This is a genomic window from Cellulophaga lytica DSM 7489, from assembly GCF_000190595.1.
Classification (GTDB): Bacteria; Bacteroidota; Bacteroidia; order Flavobacteriales; family Flavobacteriaceae; genus Cellulophaga; species Cellulophaga lytica.
The window spans coordinates 3424314-3438160 of record NC_015167.1; the positions used below are offsets into that span (position 1 = coordinate 3424314).

Below are 13847 nucleotides of genomic sequence, written 5' to 3' on the forward strand. Positions count from 1 at the left end.
AGTTTTAAACCTGCTAATAACAAGTGGTAAATTAGTTTAGATTATACCATTCAATATTTTCTAAATTAGCACGTCTACCCATACTTTTGGGTGCGTAATTTTTAGCTAAGTAGTTTACTATAATCTCTTCATTATTACCTAAATCCCAAAGGTTTTGGGTTTCTTGCATCCATCTAATTGTTGCTATCCAACGTTCTTTAGTCATTCTGTTTTGAGTAACCATTTTGGCAGAATGGCAACTAGTACAATTATTCACCACAGTCATTAAACCATCATCCTCTACAAAACCTGTTCTTAAGTGTATACCATTTTCAATTTTGTCCCAATCATCTTCTTCAATAGTATTTTCTACTAAAACAGCTTGCAATTCTTCATCTGTATTAAAAGCAGAAAAATTTGGATCTACTAGTGCATAAATAGCAAATACTACTCCTAAAAGTACTACACACCAAATTACAACAAGCATTCTGTATATTTGCTTAACCTGATTTTTAAACTTGTTTTCTTCGCTCATTATTTCACTTTTACAGCTATTCTATGACAAGCATTGTTTAAATATCCTTTTGGGTTCCAGCCAGGTACAAGCATTGGCTGTGCTACATTATTTGCATCTGTTGCCCTAGCCCAAACTTCATAATACCCTTTTTCTGGAAATGTAATTGCTGCATTAAAATGCTGCCACGCTAACCTGTTTACAGGTTTTTCTACAGTACAATTATGCCAGGTAGCACCAAAGTCTATAGAAAACTCCATTTTAATTACCTCTAACTCTCCTGCCCAAGCGTGTCCGCGAATGTTTAGTTTTTTACCCAAATCTATCATTGCTCCAGATTTAGGATAAGTTATTAAAGATTTTACAGGCATAGACTCTATAATTTTCATATCCTCGTCTTTAACCTTTTCTCCTGGTACAACCGGATTTTTTGGTACTCTGTAAGCCGGAGCTTTCATTTTAGCCCCATCATGTTCTTTGTTTCGTACACTAATACCATTTAGCCATTTCCCAGATGTAGATGCTGGCCAACCACCACATACCAAACGTAAAGGATAACCGTGAGCCGCTGGTATATCTTTACCGTTCATTTTAAAAGCAACCAAAGTTTCATCTTGTAAAGCTTTGCTCATTGGCACACCTCTAGAGATAGGCTCTTTGTTAGGATCTCTACTAATATGAGAGTCTGCTGCGTGGTACCCAATATAAACGGCAGAATCTTTAATACCTACATCATCAAGTATATCTTTAAGTCTAACTCCTGTCCAACTTGCACAAGACACCGCACCAACAGTCCACTGGTTTCCTTTAGCAGGCGGGTTAAACTCAGATCTACCATTACCACCACACTCTATTGTTAATTGGTAAGTATACTGTTTAAATTTAGATTTTAATTCTGATAAAGTATATGTTTTTTTCTGCTGTACAGATTCGCCATCTATGGTAAGTGTCCATTTAGAGATGTCTATATTTTCTGGCGGAATACCATTATTCCTAATAAACATATTTTTGTTAGATGTTACTTTTTCATCTAGCAAATGTGCTTTAGCTTCAATATTCCAAGGCTTATCGTTTAAAACAACCATTTCCTTATCTAAATTAAACAAGGTAAACGGATCTGTTTCTTGTAAAGCTAAAGGTTGGTAATTTACTGGCATTTTAGAACCAAAAACAATATCGGCTCCAATAATACCTGCCATAGTAGTTAAGGAAGCCTTTTTAACAAAATTTCTTCTTTTCAAATTAGTTATAAGATCAAATTATTACTCAATTTCTCCCCTATTTCTTGCTCTTATGTTAAAAATCATTGCAATAGTAACTATTGTAGCGGATGCAATACCCACATAAAAACCAATGCTTAAATTGTTAAAATCTGCAGTAAGTAGGTGCATTAAAATTAGTAATAAACAGAAGAATATTACAATAAATGGTATAATTTTTTTACTCATACTATTTTTTTTCTAGCACATCTCCTAGTTTTGAGCCACTTATAACGTAGGTATAAAACCACATAATGGTAAAAGAAGGTATAAAATCTGTGCCAGGGATTAATTCTTCTACAAAAGATGCCATACCAGCTGCTTTACCTGCAGCACCTTTATACATTCTGGTCATTAGCCAAAATGATAGTGGCGCCCAAATAACATCAGAAAACTCTCCTATTCCTAAAACAGAAAAAGAAAGCATACCTACGGCGTCAAAAAGAAGTCCTAAAAATAGGTCTCTGTATTTTGTATTTTTAGTATTTGTCATATTAAAAAAAGTTAGTGTTTACCTACTAATATACAAAAGTAATGCCACTGTTTGTTATGATAGGTCTGAACTAATTAACTTTAAAAACTCATTACGCGTTTCTTGCTTCTCAAACTGACCTCTAAAACCAGATGTTGTGGTTACAGAATTTTGTTTTTGCACGCCACGCATCATCATACACATATGAGATGCTTCTATAACAACTGCAACCCCTTGTGGTTTTAAGGTATTATTTAAACATTCTAAAATATCGTGAGTTAAACGTTCTTGCACTTGTAACCTTCTTGCAAAAACGTCAACAATTCTAGGTATTTTGCTTAACCCAACAATATGTCCGTTTGGTATATATGCTACGTGTGCCTTTCCAAAAAAGGGCAACATATGGTGCTCACATAAAGAGTATAATTCTATATCTTTAATAATAACCATATCATCATAATCTTCTTTAAACATTGCAGCTTTTAATATCTCTACAGGGTCTTGCTCATACCCTTGTGTTAAAAACATCATAGCTTTTGCTGCTCTCTCTGGGGTTTTTACCAAACCTTCTCTACTAACATCTTCACCTACACCTTCAATTATTTTAGCGTATTTTTCTTTTACAGATTCGGTTGCTTCTAAATTGTATTCTTCAAAATTTTTATAAAAAGACATCTATATATTGTTTTGTACTCGTTTCATTATGCTGTGCACTAATTTTAAAGCAAAATGCTCTATTTATTCAAAAATAGGTATTAAAATTGAATACCGCTTTCTTTTATTTATTTTTGCCATATCAACGCTAATGAGTACTTTCATTGGCGAAAAAGATAGGGAATGATAAAAGCTAAAAATATTCAAAAGTTTTACGGAGACCTTCAGGTTTTAAAAGGTTTAGATATTCATATAAAAGAAAATGAAATTGTATCTATAGTTGGTTCTTCTGGGGCAGGTAAAACAACATTACTTCAAATACTTGGTACATTAGATGCTATTTCTAAAACAGCATCTAGTGAATTAATAATTAAGAATACAGACATTACCACATTAAAAGATAAAGAACTAGCTAAATTTAGAAATGAGCATATTGGCTTTATTTTTCAGTTTCACCAGCTATTACCAGAGTTTACAGCTTTAGAAAATGTTTGTATCCCTGCTTTTATAAAAAAAACAACTAAAGAAACTGCCGAAAAAAGAGGAAAAGAACTTTTAGATTTTCTAGGACTTTCTCATAGATACCATCACAAACCTAGTGAGCTATCTGGAGGAGAACAACAACGAGTAGCTGTTGCAAGAGCTTTAATAAATAACCCTTCTATTATTTTTGCAGATGAACCTAGTGGTAACTTAGATTCTGAAAGTGCAGACAACCTACACAAACTATTTTTTAAATTACGAGATGAGTTTGGCCAAACGTTTGTAATTGTTACTCATAACCAAGAGTTAGCAGATATGGCAGATAGAAAATTGGTAATGGTAGACGGACAAATAACATCATAATATGCTAAAAATAGTTTACGCTTTTTTAAAAAATCCTACCAATACACCAGATGAAAATACAGACTTTGGGTATAGATTTGTAACCTTTATTAAGCTGCTTTTTTGGGGCTTATTAATAGGTATTGGTATTGTTGTTTTTAACTCTATTTGGGAAACAACAGGTATTTTAGGACCTAATGAGCACGCCTTAAGCTCTGTTATGGATGATTATACTACTCCTATGCTTTTTTTATTAATTGTTATAGTTGCACCTTTGTTTGAAGAGTTGCTTTTTAGAGGTCCGCTTGCTTTTTTTAAAGAAACCAAAAGGTTTAAAATAGCTCTTTATGTATCTATTTTATTATTTGGCGCAGTACACATTAGTAATTTTGAAATTACACCAATGGCACTTGTATTGTCGCCTTTTTTAGTTGCACCACAACTAGTTTTAGGTACTTTTGCTGGCTTTATTAGAATAAAATTTGGTCTAATTTGGTCTATTGCGCTACACGCTTGCCACAACTTTATTCTGTTTTTACCTTTGGCACTTATTAAACTTTTAGAACTTCCTATAGAATAATGACAAAAGCTGAGTTAAAAGAGTTTTTAGATGTTAAGGTTGTACAATACAACAATCCAGATTTTATAAATTCAGATCCACTACAGATTCCGCATCGTTTTACAAAAAAAGAAGATATTGAAATTGCTGGTTTTTTAACGGCAACTATAGCTTGGGGAAACCGTAAAAGTATTATTAAAAATGCGGATAAAATGATGGCTCTTATGCACAACTCTCCGCACGATTTTGTTTTAAACCATTCTGATGATGATTTGGGTAATTTTAAAGGTTTTGTACACCGTACATTTAATGAAACCGATTTTGCTTTTTTTGTACAGAGTTTAAAAAACATTTATACAAATCACGGTGGCTTAGAAGCTGTTTTTAAAACGCATACCAAAGAAAACGACTTACAAACTGCTATTTCTAAATTTAAGACTACTTTTTTTGAAATAGAACACCCTTTACGTACCACAAAGCATATATCTGACCCTTTAAAAGGTTCTGCTGCTAAACGTATTAATATGTTTTTACGCTGGATGGTACGCGACTCTAATACCAATGTAGATTTTGGCATCTGGAAAACTATAGACCCTGCACTACTCTCTTGCCCCCTAGATGTACACTCTGGCAACGTTGCCCGTAAATTAGGGTTGCTAAAACGAAAACAGAATGATGCTAAAGCTTTAGCTGAATTAGATAAAAGCTTGCGTAAACTAGATCCTAAAGACCCATCTAAGTACGACTTTGCTTTGTTTGGACTTGGAGTTTTTGAAGGGTTTTAGATTAGATTTTTAGTTTTTCTCTATTTTCTCTTCTCTATTTTCTATTATCTCTTATTTATATTAAACTAAAAACAAGTTCATCTCCAGTAAATTTCTGAGCTAGTATATTTATTGCGGTGTTTGATAATTGCAACACTCTTGGGTAACCACCTGTGGTTTGGCAATCTTTCATTAAAATTATAAGTTGCCCAGACGGAGTTAGCTGTACTGTTCCTGGCAATACTACGGATGTTATTATAGGTTCTAAAGTATTAGGCAAAAGCTCTGTTAGTTGGTATGCCATTCTACTATTATTTTTTGAAACCGTAAACCCTGCATTTAATAGTTTTTTCTGTTGTTGAATAGTTAACTTATGAAACTCTGGCCCTTTATGCGCGGTAATGATTTTTTCTTCTAAATAAACATTATTTACAGCTAAACTAGCGTTTGATTGTTTTTCTATAGTTACAGCATTTTTAATAGGTAAAAGAAGATTTTTTTGTATGGTTTGATGCTGAGTAACGTTTTTAAACATACTTCTACTTTTCATAACAACATCAGTTAAAAATCCGCCTAAAACAGCTATATAACCTCTAAAACCACTCTTTTTTGCTCCAAAAGACAAAATATCGTCCTCTTTTACAACAATTACACTATTATTATTTATAGGTATGCTATTTAATTTTGGCTGAAAATCCCCTCCTGAAATACATATTTTAGTGGTACATAAAAACTGAAGTTTTGGACCTGTCATTGTAAACTCTAAAACGGCATTATTTTTAGTATTTCCTAATAACAAATTAGCTATTAAAGCAGCTCTTTCATCCATTACACCTGCGTAAGGCACTCCGTATTGCTGGTAGCCAAACCTACCTAAATCTTGTACCGAGGTAAAAAAACCTGTTTGCAATACTTTAACCATTGTAATCCTCACTTTCTATTTGAAAAACATCAGCATTTACTAAAGTTTTTATATCATCATACTTCTTTTTTGTAACCGAATAAAACTGAATAGCATCTCCTGGTTTAGCAAAACAAGGAACATCTTTGGTTACATCAAAAAAAGGAAGTGGTGAGTTGCCAATAATATTCCAACCTCCAGGGCTTTCTACAGGGTAAACTCCCGTTTGGTTACCTCCTATTGCCACCGCACCTTTTTCTATTTTTAAACGCGGCGTTGCTTTTCTGGGCATTGTTAATTCTTTTGGCAACCCTCCTAGATATAAAAATCCAGGTAAAAAACCCACAAAATATACAGTATATACGGTTTTAGTATGCAGTGCTATAATTTGGTCTACACTACTATTTTTCTCCGCAGCTATTTCTTTAAGGTCTATTCCAAATTCATCATCATAACAAACAGGAATTTTCCAAAGCTTATAATTACTAACGTTTAATTTGGATTTATGAAGATATATTGTTTTTAGAGTTTCAATTTCAACAGGCAAGTCTACTTTAACATCATCAAAAGCTACTAAAAGAGAATTGTAAGCCGTTGTAACCTGAATTCCTGATGTGTAAAAAGTTTCAATTTTAGATCTAAACTCTAATACATCACGTAAAATACCTTTTGTAATAACAGGCTGCCATTCTACCAAAATAGAAGTATCTCCAAATATTTTATAGTTTACATTAGTTGTCATATGTTAAGCTACATCAATATTTAAACTCTTTAATTTATCTTTTAACTGTTTTATAATTTTTACCGCATTGGGGTTGTCTCCGTGCACACAAAACGTATCTGCTTTAATTGTTTTTATTGTTCCTTGCACAGTAACTACCTTTTTACTGTAAAACATACCGTACACGTGATTAAACAACATATCAAAATCTTGTATAACTGCATTTTTTTGTGATCTAGAAACTAGTGTTAAATCATCATTATAATTACGATCTGCAAAAGCCTCAAACATAATTTCTACACCCTGTTCTATAGCAACACTAGCTATTACAGAATTATAAGGAACATATAATTTTACAGGTAAATTGATGCTTTTTACAGCTTTTACTATCACTTTTGCTACATTTTCATCTACTGCTGCTAAATTGTACAATGCGCCGTGTGGCTTTATATGATGCAAAGTAGTTTCTCCTTCTTCAATTATAGTAAGTAAGTTTAGTAGTTGTTTTTGAATAGAATTTAGTAACTCCTGGTTACTCATTTTCATTACAACCCTTCCAAAGTTTTCTTTATCCGGAAAAGAAGGATGTGCACCTATTTTTACGTTATGTTTTTTTGCTAAACGGACAATATGCTTCATTAAATCTATAGTACCAGCGTGTCCGACACAAGCTATATTACAGGAAGAAATATAAGGCATTAATTGCGACTCATTACCTACTCCCTCACCAACATCTACATTAATATCTATTGTGTTTACTGCCATTAAAATAAGTTTAAAGAAAATACTTTATTTAAAGTTGCTACAGATAGTAAAATACTAATTGCAAGAATTATAAAGCCTAGTATATTTTGTTTTATATTGTTTTTGTATACACCTAAAACCGACTCCTTATTCATTATCCATAATAAAAAAGCAGCTATAATTGGTAGTAAAATTCCGTTTGCTATCTGAGCAAATTTTATAATGTCAATAGGTTTAATTCCTAATGAAGAAAATACAACGCCTAAAAACAAAATAAACATCCAAACAGCTCTAAATTTTGATGATTTTAAGTTTGTAGACCACCCCAAACAACCACAAGTAACATAGGCCGCAGCTAAAGGAGCTGTAATTGCACTAGTAATACCAGCGGCAAATAAACCAATAGCTAAAAAGTACTTTGCAAAACTACCAAACAAAGGCTCTAGCCCTTTGGCTAAATCGGCAGCAGAATTAATGTCACTTCCTTGTATTGCAGCAGCAGATATTATAACACACATAGATACTATACCTCCTAAAATAACAGCCACAATGGTATCTTTACGTGCATATTGTAAGTCGGTAACCGATTTCCATTTTTCACTTACCAATGATGCGTGTAAAAACAAATTATAAGGCACAACAGTTGTACCAATTAAAGCAATTACTGTTAATATACCGTCTTTAGGTAAAGTTGGTTTAAAAATACCACTAAAAATAGCTGCTATGTTTGGTTTGGTAATAATTGCGGTAATTAAAAAAGCCAAGCTCATTGCTATAACCAAAGAAATTAATGCTTTCTCTAAAACCTTATAATTACCAATAAATAATAAAGCAAAAGCTATTACACCAATTAAAATACTTAAATAGTTAAACGAAAAACTCCCCACATTTACATAGGAATCTCCCAGTATTGCCTCTAAACCCAATATACCACCACTTATATTACCAGCCTCATAAACAGCATTACCAATAACAATTGCAGAAAGTATAAGTACTATGGTAAACCATTTTACAATTGGATTTTTAATTTCTGTACGTATAATTTTGCTTAGTCCTTTTTGAGATACAATACCTACTCTAGCAGACATCTCTTGCAAAACAATTGTAGCAACTATAGAAAGTACCATAGCCCAAAGCAATGCAAACCCAAAATAAACTCCCGCTAGTGTACATACTGTAATAGTTCCTGGACCAATAAAAGCTGCTGCTATTAGCGGACCTGGCCCAATGTTTTTAAACCATTTTTTTATCATTCTGTAGTTTGGTTATTTAATGTAAGTTGAAAGATAAAAAAACTTATACGCATATAAAGTTTAAAGAGGTATAATATTAAAATGAATACATAAAATTAAGCAAGTAATATCTACCTAGTAGATTCGTTTTTTGAGAGTTAATAGAAAATTCATTTACATTTCTCTGTATAAATGAAGTGTTATCTAATAAATTAACCCCTTTTAATCCCAATTGCCAATTTTTATTTTGAGGTATATACATTATATCAAAATTTAAGAATGAATTGGTTGTATCCTTGTCGGTAAAATTTGGAATAAAATAATTATAAGAAACACTACTAAATATAGACCTTGATGGTTTAAATAGTAGTTTAAAATTATTTTCTAAAGACTTATTTACAAATAAACTCTGGCTTACGGTTTCCTGATAAGTAAACTTAGTTGTATTCTCAAAATTAATTGATGAATTAAAAGCGGTTTTTAAGAAAAGACTATTAAACAAATAAAGAGCTTTATTGTCTCTTAATCCTGAATTATTAATGATGTTTTTATAATTGTAAATTGAATAGTTTGATGAAATTTTGAAATTAGTTTTTATTGATGGTATTAACTTTGAAAAATTAAAGAAAAAACTAGTATTATCTGTGTATTCATTTAGAAAAAAACTTGTTGTTTTTATAGCGTTTTCATTTATATCTGTATTGGAGAAATAATTACCTTTTTGCTTTAAGTAATCCACTCCAAAAGATAATGTTAACTGATTAAAAAGATCATTTTTAGAGTACATAAGACTATATTTTTGATTTTTTCGTGTTGTAATATCAGGAATATTATTTTTTACCATACGATTACTAATTAAAACTTGGTTCTCAAATACATTCTGAATTTCCTGTGTGTTTTGATTAAAACCTGTATTTAAATTTAAATACGAATTTCCATTAAACTTATACATCACTGATAATGAAGGCTCAAAAATAAAAATATTTTCATCTAAGGGGCTTGTAGCGCCTTCTAAATCTTGATAAAGTTGCTGAAAAGAAAGTTTAGGTGAAAAAGAAAATTTTCCTATTTTCCAATTATATGATCCTTGAGTGTATATGCTATTTTTAATAAAATTTACATCATTTAAACTTCCATCAACCGCTAACTCTTGCGTGTTATTTTTGCTAATTAAATTAGAATAAAAAGTTTCTTTACCTAAATTAAATCCCACTAAAACACTGTATTTATTGTTCTTTTTACTTTTACCTAGCAAAACTGTTTTAAAAGCCGCGTAGTATTTTTTAGAAGAATTACTTTGTATATCACTATTAAAATTTTCAGTATTAAAAACAGAAGGATCAATGGTAAAATTTTGATCTAAATTATTAAAAGAATTTGCTAAATTAATCTGTAAAGCCTTGTTTTCTGACACCTTGTTGGTATACTCCAAGTTCTGTTTAAACAATTTATTTTGGGTATTAAGTAGTGAATTAAAATCATTCTCTTGGTTAGATATAGTTCTATATTCAGTATCTATCGTTTCATCCCTAAAACTAACATTATACTCTAACAAAGAAGTTTTAGATGTGTTGTACTTTAATTCTAAATCTCCTCTGCATTGTAAAGGTTTTTTGTTTATATAGTTATCATCAAAAATTGCAAACTGCTCATCACCAGTAATTATAGTACTTTCTGAGAACTGGTTACTGTTAATTTTATCTGACAAATAATATAAATTTACTTTTGCTTTTAATTTATTAGTTACTTTATAAATACTATTAAAATTAGTAAACAACAGACTATTTTGATTTGATAAATTGTTATTAGTAACCTGATTAATATTATATCCTGGAATTATATTTTGTGCGTAGTATTTTTCATCCTTTAACTGCTCTTGCGTAATTTGATTACCAGAATAATTAAAAGGAGACGAATTTTTACCAATAGAATTGTAAGTACCTACAGCAAAAGATTTATGTATTTTATTTATTGCTAATAAATTTGTTGATACATCTAGCGGGCTTTTTTTAGAAGTAGTAAAACCTCCTAGTCCAATATCTATACTACCAGAAATGTCACTTCTGTCTTTTTTTAGTTTTAAATTTAAAGCAACTTTTTGACTATTTTCAATTCCTTTTAAAAGTTTGTTTTCAGAATAGTTTTCTATAGCTTCTATTTCTTCAATTAAATCTATATTTATATTTTTAGTACCTATAGTATAATTGTAATCAAACAAATTATCTCCTTCAATTGTGACAGTTTCTATAGATTTACCCCTGTAACTAATATTACCTGTACCACTATCAACCTCTATACCCGGAAGTTTCTTTAGTAAGTCTTCTACTTTTCTTTCTGCACCATCTACATAAGAATCTACATTATAGGTAACAGTATCTTCTTTTATTGTAAATGCTTTCTTTTTTTCAAGTACAACTTCATTTAAATATTCAATTTTTTCTTTAAACAATACAAACTTAAAATTTAATGTATCTAATGGTTTTAATCTTTTTATCTCCTCTGTATAATCCGTATACCCTGTGGCTTTAACAGTTAAAAAGAAACTGTTGGTGGAGTAACTTTTTTTAAGTTTATAAGTAAACGCCCCTTTAGTAACAAGTATAAACTCTTTAATTACATTATTATTACTAGGTTCTTTTAACAGTATTTGTGCGTTTATAGGTGTATTATCACTAGTAGTAACAGTACCTTGTATTACTTGTGAATAGCTTAATGCTATACTACCTAGTAAAAGAAATGTTATTAGTAGAATTTTAGAACAAAAGAAATTTTTCAAAAGTTATGTGTGCTATTAATTTTTAGAAAATTTCTTATGGTATTTATTTAGTGCATCATTATACTCTTTGTCGTCTTCATCTATATATAATTCAATACCACCTCTAGAAGATACTACACCTCTACTATTTTCATTAGCCCTATAACTTAAAAGCTCTATTGCTTTTTTCTTGTACAAGTCTTTATGATCCTGCCAAGTTAGTGCACCTTTTGTATCAAAAGGGTTTTCTAAAACAGCTAGCTTTACCTTGGTATTTTTAATACCTATAGGTTTAAAAGATATAAAGTTATCTATAGATTTCAGCTCTAAAATCATACCTGGTAAGCCATCATATTTATAAGGACCACCAACAGGAAGATCAGGCGTAAACCAAGCCTCATACTTTCTCCCTCTAAAGTCCATTGTTGCCAATTGGCATTTAAAACCTAAAATTTCTTTAGTATTATTTTGTATGCTCCAATTAAAAATATTTAGACTATCCTTAACAACAAAATATTTGTAAGCAACTTCATGTTTAGAGTAAAAAGCACCTTTGTTGTAGTCCTTAAATAACGTACTAATATTTTTACCTGTTGGCGTAAAAGTAAATCTAGAATCGTCATCTTCATCTGTAGTTACAACTTCTGTAGTTTTTAATTTGCTTTTTTTTGTGTAAATAGACTTATTTAGCTCTACAAATTTATTTAGCTCATAAACACCTATAAAAGGTCTTTTACCTTCTTCTATTGTTAAAGTTCTTTCATACTCTATTTGATATATATTTACAGAATCTTTCTGTGCAAATAAATAAAATGAGCTAATTGTAATAAAAATTAGACTAAGTACTCTTTCTTTCATACTGTATTTAATGTCTTAAAACATAAAAAACGAATATAGTATTTTTCTTTCGTAATAAGATGTTAAAACCTACCCTAACCATCCTTCTCTATCTAAACTACGGTATTGTATAGCCTCAGAAATATGATCTCCTAAAATAGCCTCTGAACCCGCTAAATCGGATATTGTTCTTGCTACTTTTAAAATCCTGTCATACGCTCTAGCAGATAAGTTTAAGCGCTCCATAGCTGTTTTTAATAATTCTTTAGACGGTGTATCTAAAACACAATACTCTCGTATTTGTTTGGTATTCATTTGTGCGTTGTAGTGTATGTTTTCTAAGGCTTCAAAACGTTTTGTTTGTACTTCTCTTGCTGCAGTAACACGTTTTCTAATCTCTACGCTACTTTCTCCTTTACGCTCTTCTGATAGTTTTTCAAAAGGAACGGGAGTAACTTCTATATGTATATCTATACGATCTAATAACGGACCTGATATTTTGCTTAAATACCGTTGCATTTCTGCAGGCGAAGATGTTACAGGAGCATCCGGATCATTAAAATAACCACCCGGACTAGGATTCATACTTGCAACTAACATAAAACTACTTGGGTAGGTTACTGTAAAACGTGCTCTAGCAATGGTTACCTCTCTATCTTCAATTGGTTGACGCATAACCTCTAGCACTTTACGCTCAAACTCAGGAAGCTCATCTAAGAAAAGAACTCCGTTATGCGATAAAGATATTTCACCCGGTTGCGGGTAACTTCCACCGCCTACTAAAGCAGCAGAGCTAATGGTGTGATGTGGATTTCTAAACGGACGCTGGTTCATTAGTCCGGCATTTTTAATTTTACCTACTACACTGTGTATTTTTGTGGTTTCTAAAGCCTCGTGCAGGGTCATTGGAGGCAAAATAGAAGGTAAACGCTTGGCTAACATTGTTTTTCCTGCTCCAGGAGGACCAATTAGTATAATGTTGTGTCCGCCAGCTGCTGCAATTTCCATACTGCGTTTAATACTTTCTTGGCCTTTTACATCAGAAAAATCGAACTCAGGAAAATCTAAACTTTTATAAAACTCTGTTCTAGTATCTACAATAGTTTGCTCTAAAGGAACATCTTTATCAAAAAAGTCTATTACTTCTGTAATTTTTTCTACACCATACACTTTTAAGCCAGACACAATTGCAGCTTCTTTTACATTTTGTTTAGGTAAAATAAACCCTTCAAAACCTTCTTCTTGAGCCTTTATTGCAATGGGTAAAGCACCAGTTATGGGTTGTAAACTACCATCTAAGGAAATTTCACCCATTATTAAATACTTTTCTATATTGTCTGATTTTATTTGTCCGGATGCACTTAAAATTCCTAATGCTAAAGTTAAATCATACGCAGAACCTTCTTTACGTAGGTCTGCGGGAGCCATATTTATAGTTATTTTTTTTCCAGGAATTTTATAACCATTATTCTGCAAAGCTGCAGCAATTCTGTAGTTACTTTCTTTTATTGCATTGTCTGGCAAACCTACTAAATGGTAGCCAATACCTTTGTTAATATTAACTTCTACTGTAATAGTTGTAGCCTCTACACCAAATACAGCACTACCAAAAACCTTTGTAAGCATTAATT

General features: G+C 31.4%; 15 protein-coding genes. 3 read left to right on the forward strand and 12 right to left on the reverse strand.

Translation table 11 applies throughout. The annotated features are described in order from the left end of the window. Positions 1 to 31: 31 nt before the first annotated feature. Genes CELLY_RS15075 through folE form a run of 5 tightly spaced genes read right to left on the reverse strand, consistent with a single transcriptional unit; the run spans position 32 to position 2899 of the window. A complete protein-coding gene (locus tag CELLY_RS15075; protein WP_013622561.1) occupies positions 32 to 514 on the reverse strand; it encodes a hypothetical protein in 483 nt (160 codons plus the stop codon). Then, positions 514 to 1734, reverse strand: a complete 1221-nt coding sequence (locus tag CELLY_RS15080) for a sulfite oxidase (protein WP_013622562.1) — start codon at positions 1732 to 1734, stop codon at positions 514 to 516. Before CELLY_RS15080 ends, CELLY_RS15075 begins: the two co-directional genes overlap by 1 nt. 21 nt (positions 1735 to 1755) lie before the next feature. Continuing rightward, a complete protein-coding gene (locus CELLY_RS15085; RefSeq protein WP_013622563.1) occupies positions 1756 to 1941 on the reverse strand; it encodes a hypothetical protein in 186 nt (61 codons plus the stop codon). Between the two features lies 1 nt (position 1942). Continuing rightward, positions 1943 to 2245, reverse strand: coding sequence for a hypothetical protein (locus CELLY_RS15090; RefSeq protein WP_013622564.1), 303 nt, complete (start codon positions 2243 to 2245; stop codon positions 1943 to 1945). A gap of 54 nt (positions 2246 to 2299) precedes the next feature. Then, positions 2300 to 2899, reverse strand: a complete 600-nt coding sequence (gene folE / locus CELLY_RS15095; protein WP_013622565.1) for a GTP cyclohydrolase I FolE — start codon at positions 2897 to 2899, stop codon at positions 2300 to 2302. A gap of 162 nt (positions 2900 to 3061) precedes the next feature. Between folE and CELLY_RS15100 the strand changes: the two genes are divergently transcribed. The 3 genes from CELLY_RS15100 to CELLY_RS15110 are packed head-to-tail and all read left to right on the forward strand — an operon-like array spanning position 3062 to position 5047. Further along, entirely contained in the window at positions 3062 to 3724 is a 663-nt protein-coding gene (locus CELLY_RS15100) for an ABC transporter ATP-binding protein (protein WP_013622566.1), read from the forward strand. Position 3725: 1 nt separating this feature from the next. Further along, positions 3726 to 4283 (forward strand): CPBP family intramembrane glutamic endopeptidase, encoded by a 558-nt coding sequence (locus CELLY_RS15105; protein WP_013622567.1) that lies wholly within the window; start codon positions 3726 to 3728, stop codon positions 4281 to 4283. Continuing rightward, on the forward strand, positions 4283 to 5047 hold the full coding sequence (locus tag CELLY_RS15110) for a TIGR02757 family protein (protein WP_013622568.1): 765 nt from the start codon (positions 4283 to 4285) through the stop codon (positions 5045 to 5047). Before CELLY_RS15105 ends, CELLY_RS15110 begins: the two co-directional genes overlap by 1 nt. Before the next feature lie 55 nt (positions 5048 to 5102). Here CELLY_RS15110 and CELLY_RS15115 read toward each other — a convergent pair whose 3' ends face one another. From CELLY_RS15115 to CELLY_RS15145, 7 genes are all read right to left on the reverse strand, one after another. Beyond that, entirely contained in the window at positions 5103 to 5948 is an 846-nt protein-coding gene (locus tag CELLY_RS15115) for a 5-oxoprolinase subunit C family protein (protein ID WP_013622569.1), read from the reverse strand. Continuing rightward, positions 5941 to 6669, reverse strand: a complete 729-nt coding sequence (pxpB, locus tag CELLY_RS15120) for a 5-oxoprolinase subunit PxpB (RefSeq protein WP_013622570.1) — start codon at positions 6667 to 6669, stop codon at positions 5941 to 5943. Before pxpB ends, CELLY_RS15115 begins: the two co-directional genes overlap by 8 nt. A 3-nt stretch (positions 6670 to 6672) precedes the next feature. Continuing rightward, on the reverse strand, positions 6673 to 7413 hold the full coding sequence (gene pxpA / locus CELLY_RS15125) for a 5-oxoprolinase subunit PxpA (protein ID WP_013622571.1): 741 nt from the start codon (positions 7411 to 7413) through the stop codon (positions 6673 to 6675). After that, positions 7413 to 8645, reverse strand: a complete 1233-nt coding sequence (locus tag CELLY_RS15130; RefSeq protein WP_013622572.1) for an Nramp family divalent metal transporter — start codon at positions 8643 to 8645, stop codon at positions 7413 to 7415. Before CELLY_RS15130 ends, pxpA begins: the two co-directional genes overlap by 1 nt. A 76-nt stretch (positions 8646 to 8721) precedes the next feature. Continuing rightward, complete coding sequence (locus tag CELLY_RS15135; RefSeq protein WP_013622573.1) at positions 8722 to 11400, reverse strand: TonB-dependent receptor; 2679 nt, start codon at positions 11398 to 11400, stop codon at positions 8722 to 8724. Positions 11401 to 11415: 15 nt separating this feature from the next. Beyond that, positions 11416 to 12237 (reverse strand): GLPGLI family protein, encoded by an 822-nt coding sequence (locus CELLY_RS16775; RefSeq protein WP_013622574.1) that lies wholly within the window; start codon positions 12235 to 12237, stop codon positions 11416 to 11418. Positions 12238 to 12306: 69 nt separating this feature from the next. Further along, on the reverse strand, positions 12307 to 13842 hold the full coding sequence (locus tag CELLY_RS15145) for a YifB family Mg chelatase-like AAA ATPase (RefSeq protein ID WP_013622575.1): 1536 nt from the start codon (positions 13840 to 13842) through the stop codon (positions 12307 to 12309). Between the last annotated feature and the right edge of the window lie 5 nt (positions 13843 to 13847).